The sequence below is a fragment of the Sinorhizobium glycinis genome (genome assembly GCF_001651865.1).
GTDB lineage: Bacteria > Pseudomonadota > Alphaproteobacteria > Rhizobiales > Rhizobiaceae > Sinorhizobium > Sinorhizobium glycinis.
The window spans coordinates 315,139-339,202 of the sequence record NZ_LPUX01000061.1 but is presented as its reverse complement, the minus strand read 5'-3'; the positions used below and the strand labels follow the sequence as shown (position 1 = coordinate 339,202).

Below are 24,064 nucleotides of genomic sequence, written 5' to 3'. Positions count from 1 at the left end.
CATCCGATAGACGCCCGCCGGACAGATAGGACTTGCGAGGCGCCGGGACAATTCAATTGCACTGATGCTCTGATTGAATTTTATGATGGCTTCCGGATCGCCGAAATCTGGCCGCACACGAGGCGGTGATTTAATGGGAACACATATGTCGAGTTCGAGCGGAAAGAAATTGAGTCTCGTATTGGGAAGCGGAACCTCCGGCGACATTCCTGGATCAGATTGGGTTTTTGATTTTGATAAGCAGAAGGGATTCGAGGCAACGGACCCGTTCAACGTCATCTTTGAATTTTCCATCGAGATAGGTGTTGCTGGAAGCGCATCGTTCGATTGGTTCTCGTGCGTTGTCTCCACCAACGACAGTGTGTTCGTAACCCAAACGAAGGTTCTGTTCTTCCATAGGTACTCTTTCCTCGCGCTCAAAGAGGAGCTCAATCGCATCCTTCAGAACAGCGAGGCGAGCACCTGGTACGAATGCACGGTAAATCTCCGAAGATATTTCCATTGGGAGTTCGACGGGATGTACAATGAAGAAACATTGCGGAAGCTGAACAGCTAACACTTAGGTCAGATTGCGGAATCGTCCGCTCGGGAGTGAAAGCGACAACGAAGTTCGACGCTTCGAAAAAAGAGAGGACGCTTCACTCTCCTTCAACGCTTTACCTGGAACGTATGCTCGATCCCGGGGAACGTGCGGGCCTTGACCTCGTTGGCGTAATCTTCAACTGCCTTTGAGATCGCCGGGGCGAGCTCGGCGAAATGCTTCACGAAGCGCGGCTTGAAGTCGTTGAAGATGCCGAGCATGTCGTCGGAGACGAGGATCTGGCCGTCACAAGCGGGCGATGCGCCGATGCCGATGGTCGGGCAACGCAGGGTCGTGGTAATCTCCCGGGCGACCGGTTCGACCGTGCCTTCGACGACGATCGCAAAGGCTCCGGCGTCATCGATCGCCTTGGCGTCGCGGCGGATCTTCGCCACTTCCTTCTCGTTGCGCCCGACGGAGCGATAGCCGCCGGTGGTGTTGACCAGTTGCGGCATCAGGCCGACATGGCCTAGCACCGGAATGCCGCGGCTGACGAGGAAATCGACCGTCTCGGCCATTTCTGCCCCGCCCTCGAGCTTCACAGCGCTACAGCCGGTTTCCTTCAGAATGCGCGCCGCGCTGCGGAAGGCCTGTTCCTTCGATTCCTGATAGGAGCCGAAGGGAAGATCGATGACGATGCAGGATCGCTCGGAGCCGCGCATCACCGCCTGGCCATGGGCGATCATCATATCGAGGGTGACGCCGACCGTCGTGTCGAGGCCGTAAAGCACCATGCCGAGCGAATCGCCGACGAGCAGGAAGTCGACGTGCGGATCGAGCAGCCGAGCGATCGGCGTCGTATAAGCGGTGAGGCTGACGATCGGACGGTCGCCCTTCAAGGCTTCGATACTGGCGGGGCTCAGCCGCCGCTTCGTGGTCTGGACGCTCATTCTCAGGCAACCTTTGCAAAACGGACGGATTTTGGAGCGATGACGCGATTGTCGAGCAGCTTCGTCGTACCGAAGCGGACGAAGAGCAAGAGCAGCACCGGCTTCTCGCCGACCTCGCTGATCGGCTCGAGCGTTTCCGGATCGCGCAGCGCCACGACCTCCGGTCGCGCCAGCGGTTCGCTCGAAAGGAATTCGGTGACGCCTTTCTCAAGAGCAGCCGGCTCGGTGACGCCGCTCGCGACCAGCCGCTGGGCCTCGTCCAGTGCCTTCGGCACGATCGCGGCGGCCCGGCGCTCGTCCGCCGTCAGATAGACGTTGCGTGAAGAGCAGGCGAGCCCGTCGGCTTCCCGCACCGTCGGCACACCGACGACGCTCACGGGTTGGGCGAGGTCCTCGACCATACGGCGGATGATCTGGAGCTGCTGGAAATCCTTCTCGCCGAAATAGGCCCGATCCGGCTGGACGATATTGAAGAGCTTGGTGACGACCGTCGCGACACCGGCAAAATGCCCGGGCCTCACCGAGCCTTCGAGCTCGGAGCCGAGCTTCGGCAGGTCGACCACGGTCTCCATCGGATGCGGGTACATGTCCGAAACCCCCGGCGCGAAGAGAAAATCGACGCCGCCTTCGGCAAGCATCTTCTCGTCGCGGGCAAGGTCGCGCGGATATTTGGCGAGGTCCTCGTTCGGGCCGAACTGCAGCGGATTGACGAAAATGCTGGCCACGACCACGTCATTCTCGCTGCGGGCGCGCCGTACGAGTTCCATATGACCGACATGGAGATAGCCCATCGTGGGAACCAGGCCGATCGATTTACCGCCGCGCCGGTGCTCGGCAAGGGCTGCGCGCAACCCGGCGATGGTGCTTATCGTCTTCATCTCCGGACCCTCCAATCCGCCGGGACGGGAAAGAAACGTCCCGTTTCGCTGATATGGCGAGCAGCCAGCCCCGCGAAAAGGCAATTGCATAAATTTTGGCTGCAAGGTCTATCTTGTGCAGCGCAAAAACACAAACGGAAATGGTGTGCAGGGCGGCCCACCAGTTACAGGCAGACTCAGGTGACCTAACACTTGAAAGCCGCATTCCCGACGCCAGATAAAAAATCGCATACCTGTCGGCAGAGGCCACTTGCCTTCGTCCTTGGCGCATCAACAACTCCGAGGAGCACCCCATGCGCATGATTTTCGTCAACCTGCCCGTCAAGGATCTGAAAGCCTCCCGGGCCTTCTTCTCCTCTCTCGGCTTCACCTTCAACGAGCAGTTCTCGGACGACACCGCGGCCTGCATGGTCATCGACGACAATATTTTCGCCATGCTTCTGACGGAGCCGAAATTCCGCAGCTTTATTGTCGGCGAGATCAGCGACACGGCGAGGACCACGGAAGTCATCACTGCCCTCTCAGCTGGGAGCCGGGCCGAATGCGACGAGATGTTCGACAAGGCGATCGCCGCCGGCGGCAAGCCGTGGAAGCCGGCGATCGACTACGGCTCCATGTATGGCGTGAGCTTCCAGGATCTCGACGGCCATGTCTGGGAGTTCATGTGGATGGACATGTCGGCGCAACAGGGCTGATCAGTCGGCGCTCCCGGGACTTGATTGCCCACGTTGCTGTTTGCCACGCGGGTTTCCCCTATCGGGTCATCCTCGGGCTTGACCAGAGAATCCATGCACAGGCCGACGCGCCACCGCCTACAGCGGCTGGGCCTCTCTTTGGGCCCCATTCCTGTGCTTGTCGCAGGAATCCAGCCAGCCCAAGTCCTTGGGCTGTAAAGACTCTTCCGCGCCGCGGACGCTGCTGGATCCCTGTGAAAAGCACAGGGATGAGGGCGGAAAAGCATCCGCCAAGCCCGATCAGGCTATTGTCGTGCACGGTGATCAGACGCGCAAAAGTCGCTGTAGCTCTTTGAATAGCTGCATGGTTTCCTCCTTAAATCGCCTTTGATTTAAGGAGGAAACCATGCAGTGGCGAACGGAAGTGGCCGCTCGGTTCTAGCGTCTTCCAGTCGTTACCCGCCGATCAGCGCCAGCCACTCGTCCTCGTCCATGGTCTGAACGCCGAGCTCGCGGGCCTTGTCGAGCTTCGAGCCGGCGCCCGGACCGGCGACGACGATATCGGTCTTCTTGGAGACCGAGCCCGCCACTTTGGCCCCGAGGCTCTCCGCCTTCGCCTTCGCCTCGTCGCGCGTCATCTTTTCGAGCGAACCGGTGAAGACCACCGTCTTGCCGGCGACGGGACTGTCCGCCGCGACCCGCACTTCGGCGCTCTCCGGCGTCACTTCTCCGAGAAGGTCGGAAACAACCTTGAGGTTGCGGGGCTCCTTGTAGAACTCGACGATGGCACGGGCCACGACTTCGCCGATACCCTCGATGCTGTTGAGCTCGTTCCAGGCGTCGCCGGCAAGGCTTCCTGCCTCGACCATCGCCGCGCCAAAGTGTTGATAGGTGCCATAGGACCGCGCCAGCAGCTTAGCCGTCGTCTCGCCGACATGGCGGATGCCGAGCGCATAGATGAAGCGATGGAGCGCGATCGTACGGCGGGCATTGATCGCCTCATAGAGCTTGCGCACACTGACCTTGCCGAAGCCGTCGATATTCTCGAGCTTGGTGAGCGACGCTTCCTGCCGGCGCTCGAGCGTGAAGATGTCGGGCGCCGTGCGGATCGACAGCGTCGGGTCGTCGCTCTCGAAGAAGAACTCGATCTGCTTCGAACCGAGCCCTTCGATATCGAAGGCGTGGCGCGAAACGAAATGCTTCAGGTGCTCGACCGCCTGGGCCCGGCAGACGAAGCCGCCCGTGCAGCGGCGCACCGCGTCCACCTTGCCGGTCTTCTCGTTGATGTCGCGAACCGCATGGCTGCCGCAGACCGGGCAGGTGGCGGGGAACCTGTAGGGCTCCGCCCCCGCCGGCCGCTCGTCGATCACCACATCGACGATCTGCGGGATAACGTCGCCCGCCCGCTGGACGATGACCATGTCGCCGATGCGGATGTCCCGCCCTTCGCGGATCGGCTCGCCGCTGTTGCCTACGCCGCGGATATAGTCCTCGTTGTGCAGCGTCGCATTGGTGACGACCACACCCCCCACAGTGATCGGCTCCAGCCGCGCGACCGGTGTCAGCGCGCCGGTGCGACCGACCTGGATGTCGATGCCCTTCAGGCGCGTGAAGGCCTGCTCGGCGGGGAACTTGTGCGCCGTCGCCCAGCGCGGGCTACGCGAGCGGAAGCCCAGCCGCGCCTGCAGGTCGAGGCGGTCGACCTTGTAGACGACGCCGTCGATATCGTAGTCGAGATCCGGGCGCGCGCGCTCGATATGGTGATAATGCTCAAGCAGTTCGTCTGCGGACGACAAACGCTGCATCAGCGGATTGACCGGGAATCCCCAGGCCTTGAAGGTCTCGACCATGCCGAACTGCGTTTCCGACGGCATGGCGGAAATCTCGCCCCACGCATAGGCGAAGAACCGCAGCTTGCGGCTCGCCGTCACCTTGGGATCGAGCTGCCGCAGCGAACCGGATGCCGTGTTGCGCGGGTTGACGTAGAGCGGCCTGCCCTGCGCCGCCATTTCGGCATTGAGCGCGGCGAAATCGGATTTCGCCATATAGATCTCGCCGCGGATTTCGACGACATCGGGCGCATCGGCCGGCAAGGTCTGCGGGATCATGCGGATCGTGCGGATATTGGCGGTGACATTCTCGCCCGTCGTCCCGTCGCCGCGCGTCGCCGCCGTGACCAGCCTGCGGTTTTCGTAGCGCAGCGACATCGAAAGCCCATCGATCTTCGGCTCGGCGGTAAAGGCGATCGAGTGGTCAGGGAGTTTGCCCAGGAAGCGGTAAACGCCGGCGACGAAATCGCGGGCGTCCTCGTCGGAAAAGGTGTTGTCGAGCGACAGCATCGGCCGGGCATGGACAACCGGCTGAAAGGTCAGCGACGGTGCAGCACCGACCTTCCTCGAAGGGCTATCCTCACGGATCAGCGCGGGAAACTGCTCCTCGATCAGATCATTGCGGCGCTTCAGGGCGTCATAGTCCGCATCCGAGATCTCCGGCGCATCCTGCCCGTGATAGAGCGCATCATGGCGGGCGAGCTCCGTGGCGAGGAAGGCGAGCTCCTCGGCCGCTTCCGTTTCTGTCAGTTGCTCGACGGGTTTCTTCTCGTTCAGCATGGATGGCGACTCCGGATTGGGAGTCGTTTTGTAGAACAACCGGCGAGAAAGAAAAGTGGTGCGATCAGCCGTTGCCCGCCAGCAACCGCGCCGCCGCCGCCCTCGCCTCCTCGGTGATCGAGGCGCCGGCGAGCATACGGGCGATTTCTTCGGTGCGCGCCTCGTCGTCCATGCGGGCGACGCGGGTCGCGATCATTTCGGCTCTTTGTGCCGATGGCCCCTTCGAGATTAGGAGATGAGTCGCGGCACGCGCGGCGACCTGCGGTGCGTGCGTGACGGAAAGCACCTGGACGGTCTTGGAAAGCCGCTTCAGCCGCTGGCCGATGGCATCCGCCACGGCGCCCCCGACGCCCGTGTCGATTTCATCGAAGACCAGCGTTGGCGCCGAACCGCGGTCGGCGAGCGCCACTTTCAGGGCCAGCAGGAAGCGGGAAAGTTCGCCGCCCGAGGCGACCTTCATGATCGGTCCCGGCCGGGTGCCGGGATTGGTCTGCACATGGAACTCGACGACGTCGATGCCCTCGGCCGACGGCGAATTCGGATCGCTGGCGACCTCGACCATGAAGCGGGCCCGCTCGAGCTTCAGCGCCGGCAGTTCTTCCATGACGGCCGCCGACAGCGCGGTCGCCGTGTTGTGGCGCTTTTCCGATAGCGCGCGCGCTGCGGCGTCGAATGCCACCCTCGCCTCGGCCACCTGCATTTCGAGCTGCTTCAGTCTCTCCTCGCCGGCGTCGAGATCGGCGAGATCGGCGATCATCCGGACGGCAAGCGCCGGCAGTTCGGTCACGGGAACCGAATATTTGCGGCTGGCGGCACGCAGCGCGAAGAGCCGCTCCTCGACGCGCTCCAGTTCCTTTGGGTCGAATTCGGTGTTGCGCAGCGCCCGCTCCACGGCCATCTGCGCGTCTGAGAGGTGGTTGAGCGCCCCGTCCAGAAGCTCCACCGTCTCTTCCAGCAGACCCGGCGCCTCGTGGCTCTTGCGCTCGAGCCGTCGCACCAGCGAGGCGATCAATGGCACAGGCGAAGCATTGCCGTTCAGGAACTCCGACGCCTCGCTGATGTCGCCGGCAATGCGCTCGACCTTCATCATGCGCGCCCGGCTTTCGGCGAGTTCTTCCTCCTCGCCGTCCCGCGGTGCCAGTGCCTCGAGTTCCTCGACGGAGGAGCGCAGGTAGTCCGCCTCGCGCGCTGCCGCCTCCACCCGCTCGCGGTGTTTCTTCAGCCCCCGCTCGGCGTCCCGCCAGGCGCGATAGAGCACCCCTATCTCTGCCGCCGCCTCGGTGGTGCCGCCGAAGGCGTCGAGCAGAGCGCGGTGCGCGTCGATGTCGACGAGCGCCCGGTCGTCGTGCTGCCCGTGAATTTCGACGAGCACCTGCCCGGCCTGGCGCATCAGCTGCACGCTCACCGGCTGGTCGTTGATGAAGGCCTTGGTACGGCCATCGGCCGATTGCACCCGGCGGAAAATCAGGTCGCCGTCGTCGTCGATGCCGTTTTCGCGCAAGAGAAGCCGCGCCGCATGGCCGGGCGGAACGTCGAAGACCGCAGTCACCTGCCCCTTGTCCTCGCCATGGCGCACGAGCGAACCGTCGCCGCGGCCGCCGAGCGCCAGCGACAGGCTGTCGAGAAGAATGGATTTGCCCGCGCCGGTTTCGCCGGTCAGCACCGAGAGCCCCGCGTCGAAGCTGAGGTCAAGCCGTTCGATCAGGACGATATCGCGGATCGATAGCTGGGCGAGCATCCGGTGTCATATCTTCGTTGGGAGCGCCGAGGCTATCAGGCGCCGATGAGTTTCTTGCCCGCGCGCGCAATCCAGGACGTGCCGCTTTCGCGCGGTTCGAGACCGCCCGACTGCAGCAGCTTGTAGGAATCGGCGTACCACTGGCTGTCCGGGTAGTTGTGTCCGAGAACCGCCGCGGCAGTCTGCGCCTCCGCCGTCACGCCCATGGAGAAATAGGCCTCGACGAGACGCGCCAGCGCTTCCTCGACCTGGTTGGTGTTCGGATACTGCTCGACGACGACGCGGAAACGCGAGATGGCGGCAAGATATTCCTTGCGCTCGAGATAGTAGCGGCCGACCTGCATTTCCTTGCCGGCGAGCTGGTCTCGAGCAAAGCGGATCTTGGACTGCGCGTCGTCGACATATTCCGAGTCCGGATACTTGTCGACCACCGCTTGCATCGCCTCGATCGCCCTGGTGGCCGGCTTCTGGTCCTGCGTCACCGACGGGATCTGCTTCGTATAGGCGAGGCCCTGGATATATTGTGCGTAGGCCGCGTCCTCCGACTGCGGGTAGAGGTTCAAATAGCGGTTGGTGGCGTTGATGGCGTCCTGATACTGACCGTTGCGATAAGCGACGAAGGCGTTCATCACCAGCGCCTTGCGGGCATATTCGGAGAACGGGTGCTGCCGGTCGATCGCTTCGAACTTGCGCCCCGCTTCCGTCGTCTTGCCGGCATTCAGGTTGGCGAGGCCCTGGTTATAGAGCACCTCCGGCGGATCGGTCTCCGCAGTGAGCTTGGTAATATCGATATCCGGGTCATTCTGGCAGGCGGTGATCAGGCTCGAGCCGGCGACAGCCGCAAGGACCACGGCGACGACGCGCACCGATTTTCTCATGTCAACAGAAACTGCAAGGACCATCGGATATTCCCGTTTCACCTACAGCGCCGCGCGTCTTACCAGACGCACAAAGGTCGCTGTAGCACTTTAAATTGCTGCATGTCTCCTTGGATCGACGTCGATTTAAGGAGACATGCAGTAGCGGTTGGCATCCGCCGGACTTGCGCGTTTTAGAGCAAGTTGCCTCAAGACCGCAACGTCATGATCGGCGATTCATGCAAATTTGTGGCGCCATGGGCGGGTTTCCGCGGAGTGTGCGCTCTTTTCCACCCGCAAATCGGCCACACTTCACCCCAATCTACCATGAAAAACGCCGGCCTTTCGGCCGGCGACTGGAGAGAAGTGAGCTGTTTTCTTATGCCGACCAGGGCGCAAAGCCCGGAGCGGCGACCGCGACCAATTCGCGGGAGCGGGTGCGCTGGCGCTGGGATGTGGTTTCCACCACCTCATAGGCAGTCGGGTCGTTCAAGAGAGCCTTCAGCGCATTGGCATTCATCTTGTGGCCGCCACGATAGGAGCGATAGCAGCCGAGGAACGGCGCGCCCGCGAGCGAAAGGTCGCCCACAGCGTCGAGGGTCTTGTGGCGGACGAACTCGTCCGCGTAGCGAAGGCCTTCGACATTGACGACAGTGTCGTCGTCGGAGATCACCACCGAGTTTTCGAGCGACGAGCCGAGCGCAAAGCCGGCAGCCCACAGCCGCTCGACGTCGCGCATGAAGCCGAAGGTCCGCGCCCGCGACAGTTCCCGCTTGAACACCGCCGGGGTCATGTCGCCCTTCCAGGCCTGACGTCCGATCAGAGGGCAGTCGAAGTCGATCTCGACCTCGAAGCGCATGCCGTCATAGGGCGTGAATTCAGACCAGGAACCGCCCGATTCGATACGAACCGGCTTGAGGATGCGGATGTAGCGGCGCTTCACGGCGAGCGCCCGGATCCCCACCTGTTCGATGGCGTCGATGAAAGGCTCGGAACTGCCATCCATGATCGGCATTTCCGCGCCATGCACTTCGATGAGAAGGTTGTCCAGTCCAAGCGCATAGATCGCCGCCATGACATGCTCGATGGTGGCGATCGAGGTCGCAGGCGAAAGTCCGAGAACGGTGCATAGATCCGTATTGCCGACCTGCGACGAAACGGCCCGGAACTCGCTCACCCGCCCGCCGGCGAGAACCCGCTGAAAGACAATGCCGGCATCCGCCTCGGCAGGATGGAAGGTGATCTCCACCTCGGCGCCGGAGTGGACGCCTATTCCCTTGAGGGCTATCGGGTTTGCAATCGTCGTCTGAAACCCGAGCAGTTCGATTCCCATTGTCTGGTCACTTTCAATCAAATACGGCCGAAGCCAACTCTTGCGGGGCGCGGGCGATTATCAGCGCAGAGCTGCCCCTCGTGACCCGGCGGCTCGGCCGAAGCCACGTTCGAACTGACAGCGTCCGATCGAATCGCATGCGTCCCTATCCGATGGTGAAAATAAGAGTTCGGAGGCACCATTCCAAATCACTGTTCGTTTCGCTTTGTTACGCAATTCATATGCGCACAATTGAACCTCTAACAGGTTGAAATGTAAGGCGAAAGCGAAAATGCCCGGGCTTTCACCCGGGCACCGGCAAGGCGAAGGAACGCCTGCGAATCAGTTCGACTGACGGCGCAGGAACGCAGGAATCTCGAGCTGATCGTCTTCATGCGAGCGCACCTGCGGCGTGGCACGGCCGTGATCATCGAGCTGACCGCGGCGCGGAGCATAGAGGCTCGCCTCAGGCGAGAGGGGACGGCGCTGCTGGGAAGCGGCACTCGGCGCCGCCGAGGTCATATCGGACGAGACGTTCTGGCTTTCCCGCTCGCGCAGCCCAAGCGAGCTGGTGATCCGATTGAGGAGGCCCATCGGACCACGCTCTTCCTGAAGCGCCGCCGCGGGTTGTGCGCGGTGGTCCATCTCGGCCTGGACGACGGGCGGAAAGTCCTCGACCTTCGGCATGCGCACCGTCTCGGCGTGCTGGCGAATGACCGGAGCAGGCTCCTGGCGAACCGGCTGCGGTTGGACCTGAGCCTGCACCGGCGCTTCGACGGGTCGTGCCATCGGCTGCGGCGGGCGTGCTACGGGAGCGGCTTCCACCGGAGCGGCGCCGGCAAAGAGCTTGCTCTGCGGGCGAAAGGCCTCTTCCTGCACCTGCGGAGCAGGCGCAGCGACCTGGGCCCGGGTGGCGATGTCGAGCTCACGCTCCATCTCGGCTTCGCGGATCGCAAGCGCGATCTGGTCGACCTGCTGGACCGGTTGCGGTGCGGCCTGCTGCACCGGCTGCGGCTGCGGTGCCGGCTGCTGGATAGCGACAGGCTGCGGCTGGGCCGGAATGGCAGCGGACGGACGGACGATCGGCTTCGGCGCTACCGGACGAAAGTCGGCGGAGCGGCCGGATACCTCCGCGGCTCCACGGTCGATACCGGTTGCAACCACCGAAACCCGGATCAAGCCTTCGAGCTCTTCGTCGAAGGTCGCGCCGAGAATGATGTTGGCGTCCGGATCCACTTCCTCGCGGATGCGCGTTGCCGCCTCGTCCACCTCGAACAGGGTGAGGTCGCGGCCGCCGGTGATCGAGATGAGCAATCCTTGCGCGCCCTTCATCGATGTTTCGTCGAGCAGCGGATTGGCGATTGCTGCTTCCGCGGCGGCCATGGCGCGGCCTTCGCCGGATGCCTCGCCGGTGCCCATCATGGCGCGGCCCATCTCGCGCATCACCGAGCGGACGTCGGCGAAGTCGAGGTTGATGAGGCCTTCCTTGACCATGAGGTCGGTGATGCAGGCAACGCCCGAATAGAGAACCTGGTCGGCCATGGCGAAGGCGTCCGCGAAGGTCGTCTTGTCGTTGGCGATCCGGAACAGGTTCTGGTTCGGGATGACGATCAGCGTATCGACCGACTTCTGCAAGTCGGCAATGCCCTGGTCGGCGATGCGCATGCGGCGCCCGCCTTCGAAGTGGAAGGGCTTGGTCACGACGCCGACCGTCAGGATGCCCTTGTTGCGGGCCGCCTGGGCGACGATCGGCGCAGCACCCGTGCCGGTGCCGCCGCCCATGCCGGCGGTGACGAAGCACATATGCGTACCCTGCAGGTGATCGATGATCTCATCGATGCACTCTTCGGCAGCCGCGCGGCCCACTTCCGGCTGCGAGCCGGCGCCGAGACCCTCGGTGACGGCGACACCCATCTGGATGATCCGCTCGGCCTTGGTCATGGTGAGCGCCTGCGCATCCGTGTTGGCGACGACGAAATCGACGCCCTGCAGGCCCGCAGTGATCATGTTGTTGACGGCGTTGCCGCCGCCGCCGCCGACGCCGAAGACCGTGATGCGGGGCTTCAGCTCGGTAATGTCCGGCTTTTGCAAGTTGATGGCCATAGTACCGTTCCTTCTCTTTTTCTGGCCGCCTTGCCGAGCCGGCCAAATCCTTGAAACTCAAAACCCATTGTGCCCGGTGCCTGACTTGCGCCGGTGGAACTCAGAAACTCTCTTTCAACCACTGGCCCATCCGGGCGATACGGCTGTTGCCGCCGCCGAAGGCGGAGAACATCCCGCCCTGGCTGGCATGCGTCTCGAGATCGGCGACCTGCGGATAGATCATCAACCCGACGGCCGTGGAGAATGCCGGACCCTTCGCGGCAGCCGGCAGGCCGGAAACACCGAGCGGGCGACCGATGCGGACGTTGCGCGCCAAAATCCGCCGCGCCGCTTCCGGCAGGCCGGTCAGCTGGCTGGCGCCGCCCGTCAGCACGATCCGCTTGCCGACGATCGGGCTGAAGCCGGAGCGCTGGATGCGGTCGCGGATGAGCTCCAGCGTTTCCTCGATGCGGGCGCGTACGATGCGGGAGACAAGCGCGCGCGGCACATGGGTCGGCTGGTCGCGGTCGTCCTCGCCGATCGGCGGAACCGAGACGATGTCGCGCTCGTCGGCGCTGTTCGGCAGCGCCGAGCCATGCACGACCTTCAGGCGCTCCGCATCCTCGATTCGCGTTGAAAGTCCGCGCGCCAGATCGGTCGTCACATGATGGCCGCCGAGGCTGACGGCATCCGCATGGACGAGCTTGCCTTCGGCGAAGACCGAGATGGTCGTCGTGCCGCCGCCCATGTCGATCGCCGCGCAGCCGAGCTCGACCTCGTCGTCGACGAGTGCGGCAAGACCGCTGGCATAGGGCGTAGCAACAATGCCTTCGACCGAGAGATGGGCGCGGTTGACGCAAAGCTCGAGGTTCCTCAGCGCTGCCCGTTCGGCGGTCAGCACATGCATGTCGACGCCGAGCACGTCGCCGAACATCGCCAGCGGGTCGCGAATGCCGCGCTCACCGTCGAGCGAGAAGCCGGTCGGCAGCGAATGCAGGATAGCCCGGTCGGTCCTGAGTGACTGCTGGCCGGCGGCGGCGAGCACCTTCTTGAGGTCGTTCGCGTCGACTTCCTGGCCCCCGAGATCGATCGTCGCCGTGTAGACGTCGCTCTGCAGGCGGCCGGCCGAGACGTTGACAATGAGGCTGTCGATCGTCAGCCCAGCCATCCGCTCCGCCGCGTCGACGGCGAGCCGCACGACACTTTCGGCGGCATCGAGGTCGGCGATGACGCCGTTCTTCACGCCACGCGACTTCTGATGGCCGATGCCGATGATCTCGATATTGTGGGTGCGGCCGGGCAGGATCTGGCTCTCGGCGCGCGGCGTCAGCCGGCCGATCATGCAAACGACCTTGGTCGAGCCGATGTCAAGCACCGAAACGACATGCGACCGCTTCGAGGAGAGCGGCTTCAGGCGCGGCAGGCCGAAACTGGCGGAACCGAACAGACTCATATCCGCTTCTCCTGCTCCTTCAGCATCTTCTCCCTCGCCTTCAGCGCCACTTCCCGGCGCGCAACCGCTTCCGGTGTGAGTTGTACGGTCGTGCGGTCCTCAAGCCTCAGATCGACGGCGGCGATATCGCGCTCGAGAAGCTGATGACCGTCTTCCATCTCCGCGAGAACCCGCATCGCCCGGGCGACGTCCTTCTCCGGAAGCTTGACGACGATGCCGTTGTCGAGGCGAAGGTCCCAGCGCCGACCGGCCACGCGCACGAAGGCCTTGACGCGCGAGCGGAATTCCGACCAGCGGGAAAACTCGTCATAGAAGGCAGCGGCGGCGGTCTCGGCATCGCGACCGACAAAGAGCGGCAGGGCGGCAAACTTATTGTCACGCAAAGGTGCAATCACGCTGCCGCTGCGTTCGATGAGCGACAGATCGGAACCGTGCTGCCAAATGCCGAAGGCCTGGCGCTCCTTGAGGCTTACCTCGATGGTCGCCGGATAGACCTTGCGCACGGTGACACTTTCCACCCATGGCAATTCGCCGATCAGGCGCCGCGCCTCGGCGATGTCGAGCGCCACGAGCGAAGTCGTCCCGTCGAGGCCGAGCTGCTGGAGAATGTCGATTTCGGAGGTCTGCTCATTGCCGGAGACCCGGACGTCTTCAATGGCAAAGCCGGCAGCCGTTGTCGAAGCCTGCGCGAAATTCTGGGTGTGGCCGCCGAGCGACATGCCGTAGAGGCCGGTCGCCAGCAAAAAGGCAGCAGCGGAGAACGTGCCGGTATGGGCGGGAAAGCGGACACGGCCGGTGCCGAGGCTGACCAGAAAACGCACGCCTTTGCGAAGCGGGCGCGGCAATACGAACGCATCGTCGCTCTCGGCGGCGACGCCGAGCGGGTGACGAACCCTTCTGCCCCTTCTGCCCCTCAACGCAAGCACGATGCGTCCTCCACCATCCACCTTAGAAACTCACCAAACTGAAGGCCCGCATGCTGCGCCATTTCGGGCACCAGGGAGGTCGGGGTCATGCCGGGCTGCGTGTTGATCTCCAGCCAGATCAACTCGCCCTCGCCATCTCCACGGTCATCGAAACGGAAGTCGGATCGGCTGACGCCGCGGCACCCGATCGCCTGATGCGCCTTCACCGCCAAGGATTGTATTTTTTGGTAAATATTTGGTGAAATCTGCGCCGGAATGACGTGCCTCGAACCACCTTTTACATATTTCGAATCATAGTCGTAGAAGGCATGCCCCTGCGGGATGATCTCGGTGACGCCGAGCGCCACGTCGCCCATGACGCCGCAGGTGAGTTCGCGGCCTGCAACGTAGCGCTCGACCATCACGCGGTCGCCGTAGCGCCATTCGCTGGAGGTAATGACCTGCGGTGGATGCGACTGGTCTTCCTTGACGATGACGACGCCGAAGCTGGAACCTTCCCGAACCGGTTTCACCACGTAAGGCGGCTTCATCGGATGAACATTGGAGAACTCGCGGCGGTCCATGATCAAAGCATCGGCAACCGGGATGCCGGCGGCCTTGGCGACGTGCTTGGCCTGCGCCTTGTCCATGGCGAGCGCCGAGGCGAGCACGCCGGAATGGGTGTAGGGAATCTCCAGATATTCCAGAATGCCCTGGATGGTCCCGTCCTCGCCGAAGGGCCCGTGCAGAGCGTTGAAGACGACATCGGGGCGCAGATCGGCGAGCACAGCGGCAACATCACGCCCGACATCGACCCGCGTGACGCGGTAACCCTCGGCTTCCAAGGCATCCGCGCAAGCCGCCCCGGAAGACAGGCTCACCGGCCTTTCCGAGGAAAATCCGCCCATCAGGACAGCAACATGCCTGCCGCTCATTCAGACCCCCAAACAGTACGCCACTATCGCAAAGCTTGCTTGCGTCTGGCTGTTTCCGACAGCCCGAGTCGCGAGATCTCCGCGTCAGGCCACTACAACGACATTATGGTTAATGAATCGTTTACTTTGGTTAACTCTTGTTGCGGTGACCGTAGTCGCCGTCAGCCAGAATCGACCGATACACAGCGCTTCCACCTGAATCGGCGCTTTGTAAGGCGGGCGCGAGAGAAATGGCCCGTCAGGCCGGCGAGGCCCGGCTGAGGGTTGGGACACAATAAAAAAGCCGCGGCGGTTCTCCGTCGCGGCCCTGTTCATTCCGTTCTTCTCGCCTCAGTCCGCGGCGCGGCCGAGGAATTCCCTGATCTCGTAGCCCGGCATGAAATTGCCGATCCGCTTGATCTCCCATTCCAGCTTGATGCCGGAATGTTCGAGCACGCGGGCGCGCACCGTCTCGCCGAGATATTCGAGCTCGTAGCCGCTCGCCTGGCCGGTATTGATCATGAAGTTGCAGTGAAGCGGCGACATCTGGGCGCCGCCGATCATCATTCCGCGGCAGCCGGCTTCGTCGATCAGCTTCCAGGCGGAATGGCCTTCCGGATTCTTGAACGTGGACCCGCCGGTCTTCTCGCGGATCGGCTGCACCGTCTCGCGATGCTGGCGCACCGCATCCATGTCGTGGCGGATCTTTGCCTTGTCCTCAGCAAAACCCTCGAAGATCGCATGCGTGAAGATCAGGTCCTTGGCGGCGGCCGTGTGCCGATAGGCGTAGCCCATGTCGGCATTGCTCAGCACATGCCTGTTGCCCTTGCGGTCGACCGCGTGGACCTCAACGACACGTTCCCGCGTCTCGCCGCCATTGGCGCCGGCATTCATCCTCAGCGCGCCGCCGATCGATCCTGGGATGCCGTAATAGAAGTAGAAGCCGCCGATGCCATGGTCGAGCGCCATGGCCGCGATGTTCTTGTCCGGGCAGATCGCTCCCGCCTTGATGCGGTTTTCCCCGACGATCTCCAGATCGCCGAAGCCCTTGGCGGAGAGGCGGATCACGATCCCCGGAATACCCCCGTCGCGCACGAGCAGGTTCGATCCGACGCCGATCACCATGACCGGCACCTGTTCCGGCACCAGCTTGAGGAACGCTATTAGATCATCGGTGTCGTGCGGCTGGAACATGAGCTCGGCGAGCCCGCCTGCACGAAACCAGGTCACCCGGTCCATCGGGGCATCGGGCGTGATGCGGCCGCGGATTGCACTGATGCCGCTTCCGAGCGCGTCCAGGAGTTTCTGACCGTTAACCTGCTTCATGCTTCAACTTCCTGAAATTTCCGCGAGTTCCTTGGGAAGCGCCGCGGCCCAATAGGTGATGCTGCCAGCCCCCAAGAGAACCACAAAGTCGCCCGGCTGCGCAATCTTCGAGACGGCCGGCGCGAGTGCTTCCTGACCGGTGAGGTAGCGGGCATCGCGATGGCCGGCGGCCTTGATGCTGTTGACGAGCGCCTCGGAATTGGCGCCATCGATCGCGTCCTCGCCTGCCGCATAGACCGGCGCGATCAGGATAGTATCCGCATCGTTGAAGCAGGCGGAGAAATCCTCGAACAGGCTCGACAGGCGGGAATAGCGGTGCGGCTGGTGGACGGCGACGATGCGCCCTTGGCAGGCCTCCCGCGCCGCTTTCAGCACCGCCTTGATCTCGACCGGATGGTGGCCGTAGTCGTCGAAGATGCGCGCCCCGTTCCACTCGCCGGTGAGCGTGAAGCGGCGCTTGACGCCGCCGAAGGAGGCAAGCCCCTTGGCGATCGCCTCCGGCTCGATACCGAGACGCTGGGCGACCGCGACGGCCGCCGTGGCGTTCGAGACATTGTGCCGGCCGGGCATAGGCAGGCGCAGGTCCTTGAGCTGGATCACCTGGCCGGTGCGACGGCGGCGGATCTCGATATCGAAGACAGAGGTTGTGCCGTCCATCCGGACATTGTGATAGCGAACGTCGGCCTGCGGGTTCTCGCCATAGGTCACGACCTTGCGGTCCTCGATCTTGCCGACCATGGACTGTACTTCCGGATGATCGAGGCAGAGAACACCGAATCCGTAGAAAGGCACGTTCTCGACGAACTGCCGGAAGGCAGCGCGCACAGCTTCGAAATTGCCGTAGTGATCGAGGTGCTCCGGGTCGATGTTGGTGACGACGGCGATATCGGCCGGGAGCTTCAGGAAGGTGCCGTCCGATTCGTCCGCCTCGACGACCATCCACTCGCCGGCGCCCATCCGCGCATTGGTGCCATAGGCATTGATGATGCCGCCATTGATGACCGTCGGGTCGAGGCCGCCCGCGTCGAGAAGCGCGGCCACCATCGAGGTCGTCGTCGTCTTGCCGTGCGTGCCGCCGATGGCGATCGCATTGCGGAAGCGCATCAGTTCGGCCAGCATTTCGGCGCGGCGCACCACCGGCAGGAACTTCTCGCGCGCCGCGATCAGTTCGGGATTGTCCTTCTTGATTGCCGTCGAGACGACCACCACCTCGGCATCGCCGAGGTTTTCCGCCCTGTGACCGACCGAGATCTTGATGCCCTTTTCGCGCAGGCGCTGTACATTGGCGCTGTCGGACTGGTCCGAGCCTTGCACCCGATGGCCGAGATTGTGCAGCACCTCGGCGATGCCGCTCATTCCGATGCCGCCGATCCCGATGAAATGTACGAGCCCGATCGTCTTCGGCATTTTCATGAGCGTGTTTCCTTGAATTTGGCGACTGTCGAGCCGCTCGCAATAGCCTCTACCAGGGACGCAAGCAAGCGCGCGGCATCCGGCCTGCCGGTTTCGCGGGCGTTCGCCGCCATCTGTGCCAGCGCTTCCGGGGTGTTCATGGCGTCGGAAAGGATGCCGGCGAGCCGTTCGGCGCTGAGCTCGGCTTGCGCGATGACCCGCGCTCCGCCCCTGGCGGCAAGTGCCGCGGCATTCGCTGCCTGATCGTGATCGAGCGCGTAGGGATAGGGAACGAGAATGGCAGGACGGCCGATCACCGAGACCTCGGAAACGGTCGAGGCACCGGAGCGGCAGACGACCAGATGCGCCGAAGCGATGCGGGCCGCCATATCGGTGAAGAAGGGCGAGACCTCCGCCGGGATGCCAAGCTTGTCGTAGGCTGCAGAGACGCCTTCCCGGTCCTCCGGCCGCGCCTGCTGCGTCACCTTGAGCCGCTTGCGCAATGCATCGTCGAGACGGCAGACCGCCTGCGGCACCGCCTTCGAGAAGAATTGCGCGCCCTGGCTGCCGCCGAAGACGACGAGATGGAACGGCCCGCCGTCCGGCGCCGCATAGGCGACGCTGGCTGCCTCCAACACGGCGGGGCGGACCGGGTTCCCCGTCGTCACGGTCTTCGCCGCGAAGGTCCCGACGCCTTCGGGGAGAAAGCCGCCGGCAATCGCCTGTACCCGCGACGCCAGCATCTTGTTGGCGCGGCCCATGACGGCATTCTGCTCGTGAATGAGCGACGGAACACCCATGCCGGTCGCAGCGAGGAGCGGGGGCACCGTGGGGTAGCCGCCAAAGCCGACGACGGCCCGGGGCTTGTGCCGGGCAATCAGGCGCCGCGCGGCGCGCAACCCCGTCCAGAGTTTCCCGACCGATTGCGCCAACTTGATCGGGTTCTTCGAGCCGATGGTGGCGGAAGGCACGACATGCACCTCGTCGGCCGGGAATTTCCCGGCATAGCGCTCGGCACGGCTATCGGTCACGAGATGCACGGCATGGCCGGACGCCTTCAGCTCATGCGCTAGCGCCTCCGCGGGAAAGAGGTGCCCGCCGGTCCCGCCGGCGGCAAGAAAGATGATGCCTTTGTCCATGTCTTACTCCGCCGGCACGCCGACCCCGGATCGAAAGAGGCTGCGCTCGACCGCGCGCTTTTCCGGCCGATGACGGGTGAGCGCCAGAACGAAACCGGCGGTCACGCAGATCGCCACCATCGACGAGCCGCCATAGGAGATCAGCGGCAGGGTCATGCCCTTGGCCGGAAGCAGTTCGAGATTTACGCCGATATTGATCATCGACTGGATACCGATCTGCAGCACCAGGCCGGCGACGGCAAAGCGGTTGAAATCGTTGCGTTCGCGGAAGGCGTGGTTAAGTCCGCGCATGACCAGGAAAGCGAAGATCAGCACGATCACCATGCAGAAAACGATGCCGAACTCTTCCGCCGCCACTGAGAAGACGAAGTCGGTGTGGCTGTCGGGAATGATGCGCTTGACGATGCCCTCGCCCGGCCCGCGGCCGAACCAATCGCCGCGGATGATGGCGTCGCGCGCCGTATCCACCTGGAATGTATCGCCCTCGCCGGTCATGAACCGGTCGATACGGCCGGCGACATGCGGCAGCATCGTATAGGCGACGAAGAAGCCGCCCGCTGCCGCCCCGGCAAGCACGATGATCCACAGCCAAGGCATGCCGGCCATGAAGAACATGCCGCCCCAGACCGCCGCAGTGAGGATCGTCTGCCCAAGATCCGGCTGGGCGACGAGCAGCGCGCCGACGATGCCGAAGAGCAGGATCGACAACAGGTTGCCGGGGATCTCCGGCTGCTTGGCGTGTTCGGCAAACAGCCAGGCACAGACAACGACGAAGGCCGGTTTCATGAACTCGGAAGGCTGGACCGAGATCCCGGCTATCGAAATCCAGCGGAGCGACCCCTTGACCTCCTCGCCGACGAAGAGGACGAGAACCATCATGCCGAGCGATGCACCGAGCAGGATGATCGCGGCGCGCCTGACCTGTCGCGGTGACAGAAAGGATATACCCACCATCACAACGAGCGAGGGCAACAGGAAGACCGCGTGCCGCTTGACGAAGTGGAAGCTGTCGAGCCCGAGTCGCTCCGCGACCGGCGGGCTCGCCGCGAAGGACAGCATGAAGCCGACGCCCATCAGGAAGATGAAGGTCGCCAGGAAGAACCTGTCTATCGTCCAGAACCAGTCGGCCACGGGGCCACGTTCGGCTCGGCTTACCATCTGTCTGTCCCCTTTTCCGGCGCACTATACGCCAACTTCCGAAATCCTGGCTCCACCGCGCCGATCCGACCCTGGAATTCGCGCCCTCAGATGAGCATCGTAACGCCTTCGAGCGCCGCCACATGGCCGACGAAGGCATCGCCCCGCACCTCGAAATTCTTGTACTGGTCGAAGCTTGCGCAAGCCGGGGAAAGCATCACCGCGGCCGGACCTTGGTGATCCCGCGCCGCATCCGCCGCCGCATGCGCGACCGCCTTTTCCAAGGTGCCGGAAATTTCGTAAGGCACCGCCTCACCGAGCGTCGCCGCGAAGGCGGATGCCGCCTCGCCGATCAGATAGGCCTTGACAATCCTCGGGAAGAACGGCGTCAGTGAGCTAATCCCGCCTTCCTTCGGCAGCCCGCCGGCGATCCAATAGATCCGCTCGTAGCTCGAAAGTGCGGGCGCCGCCGCATCGGCGTTGGTCGCCTTACTGTCATTGACGAAGACGATGTCGTCCCTTTTCGCGATCGGCTGCATCCGGTGCTTGAGACCCGGAAAACTATCAAGCCCTTTGATGATGTCGTTCTCGTCGACGCCGACTGCAAGGCAGGCCCCGACGGCCGCAGCCGCATTCTGGGCATTGTGTCCGCCCCGCAGCGTCTGGATGCCGGCGAGATCGGTGAAGAGCGCCGACGTCCCGGCCTCGGCACGCACGAGAGACGATCCTTCTGCGTAGACCCCGTCGGCCAGCACATGACGGCGCGAGATGCGCACGACCTTGGTCCCGGCCCTCTCCACCCGGTCGGCGATCAGGCTGGAGAAGCTGTCGTCGACGCCGACGACGGCCGTGCGGCTTCCCGCCACCAATCGTTCCTTGATGTCGGCATAGTGCTGCATGGTACCGTGCCGGTCCAAATGGTCGGGCGTCAGGTTGAGAAGAATTCCGGCCGTGGGGTCGAGCGTCGGCGCAAGGTCGATCTGGTAGGACGAGCATTCGACAACATAGAATCGTCCTGCCTTCGGCGGATCGAGCGTCAGCACGGCCGTGCCGATGTTGCCGCCGAGCTGCGTGTCCCGCCCGCTCGTCTTGAGAATATAAGCGATCAGCGCCGTCGTCGTCGATTTGCCGTTGGTGCCGGTGATGGCGATGAATGGGCAATCGGGAGCATGGGCGCGGCGCTCGCGCACGAAAAGCTCGACGTCGCCGATGATCTCGACGCCCGCCTGATGGGCGAGATCGACGGTCCAATGCGGCTTCGGATGCGTCAGCGGCACGCCCGGCGAAAGCACGAAAGCGGCGAAAGCGTTCCAGTCGACGTGGCGCAAATCCGCCGTTGCGATACCTGCCGCATCGGCCTTGGCGACGCTGTCGGGATTGTCGTCCCAGGCGGTGACCTCCGCGCCGCCCGCGACCAGCGCCTCGGCTGTCGCCAGCCCCGAACCGCCAAGGCCGAAGAGTGCGACCTTTTTGCCGTTGAATGTGGTGACCGGGATCATCTCGCTTACCGCAGCTTGAGGGTCGAGAGACCGATCATCGCCAGAATGACCGCGATGATCCAGAAGCGGATCACCACCTGGCTCTCCGTCCAGCCCATCTTTTCGAAGTGGTGATGGATCGGCGCCATCAGAAAGACGCGCCGGCCGGTGCGCTTGAACCAGAAGACCTGGATGATGACCGACAGCGTCTCGATGACGAAGAGGCCGCCGATGATGACCATGACGATCTCGTGCTTGGTGGCGACGGCAACGGTGCCGATCAGGCCGCCCAGCGCAAGGGAACCCGTATCGCCCATGAAGATCGCCGCCGGCGGCGCGTTGAACCAGAGGAAGCCGAGGCCGGCGCCGATCACGGCGCCGAGGATCACCGCGAGCTCGCCGGTGCCGGGCACGAAATGGATCTGCAGGTAGTTGGCGAATACGGCGTTACCGGCGAGATAGGCGATCAGTCCGAAGGCCGCGGAAGCGATCATCACCGGTACGATCGCAAGACCATCGAGACCGTCGGTCAGGTTCACGGCATTGCCGGCGCCCACGATGACGAAACCGCCGAAGAGCACGAAGAAATAGCCGAGATTGAGCATCAGGTCCTTGAAGAAGGGGAAGGTCACCGATGAGCCGAATGTCGAGCCCGCCGTACCTGCCGAAAGCGCTGCCCGCATCATGAAGAAGACGGCGATGGCGGCGATCACGAATTCTATGCCGAGACGTGCCTTGCCGGAAAAGCCCTTGTCCGACTGCTTGGTGACCTTGAGATAATCGTCGTAGAAGCCGATCGCGCCGAAGCCGAGCGTCACCAGCAGCGTCGATACGACATAGATGCTCGAGAGATCGGCCCAGAGCAACGCCGAACCTACGATGCCGGCGAGTATCATCAGCCCGCCCATGGTGGGCGTGCCGGCCTTCTTGAAGTGCGTCTGCGGCCCGTCGGCGCGGATCGGCTGACCCTTGCCCTGGCGGATGCGCAGCGAGGAGATGATGGCCGGGCCGAACAGGAACACGATCAGCGCGGAGGTGAAGAGAGCTGCACCCGTGCGGAAGGTGATGTAGCGGAACAGGTTGAAGAATTGAAAGTGGTCCGCCAGTTCCACGAGCCAGATCAGCATAAGGGACCTTTCCCCAAAGGTTTAGAATCGGACATCGTCCAACAGAATCATCTGATGAACGATACCCACTTGCGTTTCTCTACGTTAGGCCAATTCCCCTGGCCGAGGCCTTATCCACCAGCATTGGTGGCACTGCCCCCTATACTTCTCCCGCTTCGGCCGTCTCTCCGGGATAGGCATCGAGAAGAGCCTGAACGATCCTGGCGCAGCCGGTGCCCTTCGACGATTTGACCATCACCACGTCACCGGCAGCAACCGCGCCGAGTGCGTAGGAGGTAAGATCACCGATCGCCTCGCGGTGGACGACTGAAACCTCGGCCGGCAGCGCGTCACGCAGATGCGCCATGTCGGGCCCGGCAAGCCAGACGTCGGCAATGCCTGCTTGCACGATCGGCTCCGCCAAGGCGGCATGTACGGCCGCGGCGTGCTCGCCCATCTCCAGCATGTCACCGAGGATCGCGATCCGGCGGCCGCCTGCCGACGGCTCGGCGTCGCGCAAGAGGGCTATCGCCGCCCGCATCGATGCCGGGTTGGCATTGTAGCTTTCGTCGATCAGTGTGAGGCTGCCCGCACCGATCTTCAGGCGGTGCCGCAATCCCCTGCCCTTTTCCGGCTGCATGGTGACGAGCGAGGCAATGACGTGGTCGAGGTCCGCGCCCGCAAGTTGTGCGGCGGCAATCACCGCCAGGGCGTTCTCTGCAATATGCCTGCCCGGTGCGCCGATCGTCACCTCCAGCGTCCGGCCGCCGATGCCCGCCCATAGGACGGATCGGTCGGCGCCGCCGGCGAACTCGATCAGCCGATATTCCGATTTCGGATTGGCGCCGAAGGAATGGATGTGGCCGACGCCCGCCGCCGCGGCAGCCCTTTCGAGGAGATCGAACTGCGGGCTGTCGCGATTGACCACCGCGTGGCCGCCCTTGACGACACCCTCGAAAATTTCCGCCTTCGCCGAAGCGATCTCGTCAAGGCTGGCGAAATTGCCGAGATGGGCGGCAGCAATGCTGGTGATGACGGCCACATGCGGACGCACCATCGCGGTCAGCGGCCGGATCTCGCCCGGATGGTTCATGCCGATCTCGAAGATGCCGAAATCGGTCGTCTCCGGCATGCGGGCAAGCGTCAGCGGCACACCCCAATGATTGTTGAACGATGCCACGGAGGCGTGGACGCGACCGAGCGGACCCAGAACGTGCCGCAGCATCTCCTTCGTGGTCGTCTTGCCGACCGAGCCGGTAACGGCGATGATCTTCGCGGCACTCCGGTCGCGCGCCGCGCAGCCGAGGCGGACCATCGCCTCCAGCACGTCGTCGACGACGATCATCGGCGCGATCAGCCGCCCGAGTGCCGGCAGCTTTCCTTCGCTGACGACGAGCAGAGAGGCCCCATTGGCGAGCGCGATGCCGGCATAGTCGTGGCCGTCGACACGATCCCCGCGGATCGCAAAGAAGGCCTCGCCCTTGGCGATCGTGCGACTGTCGATCGAGATGCCGATGATCCCTTCGGGCAGGTTTCCGACCGGGCGGCCGTTCATGGCCGCCAGCAGATCGCTGCTTGTCCAGAGCCAGTTCAA

The 24,064-nt window shown here is 63.5% G+C and carries 19 protein-coding genes; 2 read left to right on the top strand and 17 right to left on the bottom strand.

Annotated features, from left to right (window positions below; translation table 11 throughout):
• Positions 1–85 precede the first annotated feature (85 nt).
• Positions 86–556 carry an Imm8 family immunity protein gene (locus tag AU381_RS17135; RefSeq protein ID WP_206743868.1) on the top strand — a complete coding sequence of 157 codons (471 nt, stop codon included), beginning with the start codon at positions 86–88 and terminating at the stop codon, positions 554–556.
• Positions 557–648: 92 nt separating this feature from the next.
• Here AU381_RS17135 and panB read toward each other — a convergent pair whose 3' ends face one another.
• Positions 649–1,470 (bottom strand): 3-methyl-2-oxobutanoate hydroxymethyltransferase, encoded by an 822-nt coding sequence (gene panB, locus AU381_RS17130; protein WP_064242941.1) that lies wholly within the window; start codon positions 1,468–1,470, stop codon positions 649–651.
• A gap of 2 nt (positions 1,471–1,472) precedes the next feature.
• Positions 1,473–2,348, bottom strand: coding sequence for a pantoate--beta-alanine ligase (gene panC / locus AU381_RS17125; protein WP_064242940.1), 876 nt, complete (start codon positions 2,346–2,348; stop codon positions 1,473–1,475).
• Positions 2,349–2,641: 293 nt separating this feature from the next.
• On the opposite strand from panC, the gene AU381_RS17120 reads away from it, so the two are divergent.
• The gene (locus AU381_RS17120) at positions 2,642–3,043 is read left to right on the top strand and encodes a VOC family protein (RefSeq protein ID WP_064242939.1); all 402 of its coding nucleotides are present in this window, start codon (positions 2,642–2,644) and stop codon (positions 3,041–3,043) included.
• A gap of 434 nt (positions 3,044–3,477) precedes the next feature.
• Here the strand turns inward: AU381_RS17120 and ligA are convergent, their stop codons facing one another.
• From ligA to AU381_RS17045, 15 genes are all read right to left on the bottom strand, one after another.
• Positions 3,478–5,631 (bottom strand): NAD-dependent DNA ligase LigA, encoded by a 2,154-nt coding sequence (gene ligA / locus AU381_RS17115; protein ID WP_064242938.1) that lies wholly within the window; start codon positions 5,629–5,631, stop codon positions 3,478–3,480.
• A gap of 64 nt (positions 5,632–5,695) precedes the next feature.
• Positions 5,696–7,369, bottom strand: coding sequence for a DNA repair protein RecN (gene recN / locus AU381_RS17110; RefSeq protein WP_064242937.1), 1,674 nt, complete (start codon positions 7,367–7,369; stop codon positions 5,696–5,698).
• A gap of 35 nt (positions 7,370–7,404) precedes the next feature.
• Entirely contained in the window at positions 7,405–8,271 is an 867-nt protein-coding gene (locus tag AU381_RS17105) for an outer membrane protein assembly factor BamD (RefSeq protein WP_064242936.1), read from the bottom strand.
• Between the two features lie 334 nt (positions 8,272–8,605).
• Positions 8,606–9,559, bottom strand: coding sequence for a UDP-3-O-acyl-N-acetylglucosamine deacetylase (gene lpxC, locus AU381_RS17100; RefSeq protein ID WP_064242935.1), 954 nt, complete (start codon positions 9,557–9,559; stop codon positions 8,606–8,608).
• Between the two features lie 321 nt (positions 9,560–9,880).
• Entirely contained in the window at positions 9,881–11,641 is a 1,761-nt protein-coding gene (ftsZ, locus tag AU381_RS17095; protein ID WP_064242934.1) for a cell division protein FtsZ, read from the bottom strand.
• A gap of 100 nt (positions 11,642–11,741) precedes the next feature.
• Positions 11,742–13,073, bottom strand: coding sequence for a cell division protein FtsA (ftsA, locus tag AU381_RS17090; protein WP_064242933.1), 1,332 nt, complete (start codon positions 13,071–13,073; stop codon positions 11,742–11,744).
• On the bottom strand, positions 13,070–13,999 hold the full coding sequence (ftsQ, locus tag AU381_RS17085; protein ID WP_064242932.1) for a cell division protein FtsQ: 930 nt from the start codon (positions 13,997–13,999) through the stop codon (positions 13,070–13,072). Before ftsQ ends, ftsA begins: the two co-directional genes overlap by 4 nt.
• A complete protein-coding gene (locus AU381_RS17080) occupies positions 13,987–14,913 on the bottom strand; it encodes a D-alanine--D-alanine ligase (protein WP_064242931.1) in 927 nt (308 codons plus the stop codon). The genes ftsQ and AU381_RS17080 overlap by 13 nt, the downstream gene beginning before the upstream one ends.
• A gap of 330 nt (positions 14,914–15,243) precedes the next feature.
• A complete protein-coding gene (gene murB, locus AU381_RS17075) occupies positions 15,244–16,218 on the bottom strand; it encodes a UDP-N-acetylmuramate dehydrogenase (RefSeq protein ID WP_064242930.1) in 975 nt (324 codons plus the stop codon).
• 3 nt (positions 16,219–16,221) lie between these two features.
• Entirely contained in the window at positions 16,222–17,631 is a 1,410-nt protein-coding gene (gene murC, locus AU381_RS17070) for a UDP-N-acetylmuramate--L-alanine ligase (RefSeq protein WP_064242929.1), read from the bottom strand.
• Positions 17,628–18,749, bottom strand: a complete 1,122-nt coding sequence (gene murG / locus AU381_RS17065) for an undecaprenyldiphospho-muramoylpentapeptide beta-N-acetylglucosaminyltransferase (protein WP_064242928.1) — start codon at positions 18,747–18,749, stop codon at positions 17,628–17,630. Before murG ends, murC begins: the two co-directional genes overlap by 4 nt.
• Positions 18,750–18,752: 3 nt before the next feature.
• Positions 18,753–19,907, bottom strand: a complete 1,155-nt coding sequence (gene ftsW / locus AU381_RS17060) for a putative lipid II flippase FtsW (RefSeq protein ID WP_064242927.1) — start codon at positions 19,905–19,907, stop codon at positions 18,753–18,755.
• An 86-nt stretch (positions 19,908–19,993) separates the two neighbouring features.
• Positions 19,994–21,385 (bottom strand): UDP-N-acetylmuramoyl-L-alanine--D-glutamate ligase, encoded by a 1,392-nt coding sequence (murD, locus tag AU381_RS17055; RefSeq protein ID WP_064242926.1) that lies wholly within the window; start codon positions 21,383–21,385, stop codon positions 19,994–19,996.
• Between the two features lie 5 nt (positions 21,386–21,390).
• The gene (gene mraY, locus AU381_RS17050; protein ID WP_064242925.1) at positions 21,391–22,491 is read right to left on the bottom strand and encodes a phospho-N-acetylmuramoyl-pentapeptide-transferase; all 1,101 of its coding nucleotides are present in this window, start codon (positions 22,489–22,491) and stop codon (positions 21,391–21,393) included.
• A gap of 139 nt (positions 22,492–22,630) precedes the next feature.
• Entirely contained in the window at positions 22,631–24,064 is a 1,434-nt protein-coding gene (locus AU381_RS17045; protein ID WP_064242924.1) for a UDP-N-acetylmuramoylalanyl-D-glutamyl-2,6-diaminopimelate--D-alanyl-D-alanine ligase, read from the bottom strand.

Coding starts and splice junctions, on each gene's coding strand:
- AU381_RS17135 (WP_206743868.1), top strand. CDS start 86: ATGGCTTCCGGATCGCCGAAATCTGGCCGCACACGAGGCGGTGATTTA.
- panB (WP_064242941.1), bottom strand. CDS start 1,470: ATGAGCGTCCAGACCACGAAGCGGCGGCTGAGCCCCGCCAGTATCGAA.
- panC (WP_064242940.1), bottom strand. CDS start 2,348: ATGAAGACGATAAGCACCATCGCCGGGTTGCGCGCAGCCCTTGCCGAG.
- AU381_RS17120 (WP_064242939.1), top strand. CDS start 2,642: ATGCGCATGATTTTCGTCAACCTGCCCGTCAAGGATCTGAAAGCCTCC.
- ligA (WP_064242938.1), bottom strand. CDS start 5,631: ATGCTGAACGAGAAGAAACCCGTCGAGCAACTGACAGAAACGGAAGCG.
- recN (WP_064242937.1), bottom strand. CDS start 7,369: ATGCTCGCCCAGCTATCGATCCGCGATATCGTCCTGATCGAACGGCTT.
- AU381_RS17105 (WP_064242936.1), bottom strand. CDS start 8,271: ATGGTCCTTGCAGTTTCTGTTGACATGAGAAAATCGGTGCGCGTCGTC.
- lpxC (WP_064242935.1), bottom strand. CDS start 9,559: ATGGGAATCGAACTGCTCGGGTTTCAGACGACGATTGCAAACCCGATA.
- ftsZ (WP_064242934.1), bottom strand. CDS start 11,641: ATGGCCATCAACTTGCAAAAGCCGGACATTACCGAGCTGAAGCCCCGC.
- ftsA (WP_064242933.1), bottom strand. CDS start 13,073: ATGAGTCTGTTCGGTTCCGCCAGTTTCGGCCTGCCGCGCCTGAAGCCG.
- AU381_RS17080 (WP_064242931.1), bottom strand. CDS start 14,913: ATGAGCGGCAGGCATGTTGCTGTCCTGATGGGCGGATTTTCCTCGGAA.
- murB (WP_064242930.1), bottom strand. CDS start 16,218: ATGAAGCAGGTTAACGGTCAGAAACTCCTGGACGCGCTCGGAAGCGGC.
- murC (WP_064242929.1), bottom strand. CDS start 17,631: ATGAAAATGCCGAAGACGATCGGGCTCGTACATTTCATCGGGATCGGC.
- murG (WP_064242928.1), bottom strand. CDS start 18,749: ATGGACAAAGGCATCATCTTTCTTGCCGCCGGCGGGACCGGCGGGCAC.
- ftsW (WP_064242927.1), bottom strand. CDS start 19,907: ATGGTAAGCCGAGCCGAACGTGGCCCCGTGGCCGACTGGTTCTGGACG.
- murD (WP_064242926.1), bottom strand. CDS start 21,385: ATGATCCCGGTCACCACATTCAACGGCAAAAAGGTCGCACTCTTCGGC.
- mraY (WP_064242925.1), bottom strand. CDS start 22,491: ATGCTGATCTGGCTCGTGGAACTGGCGGACCACTTTCAATTCTTCAAC.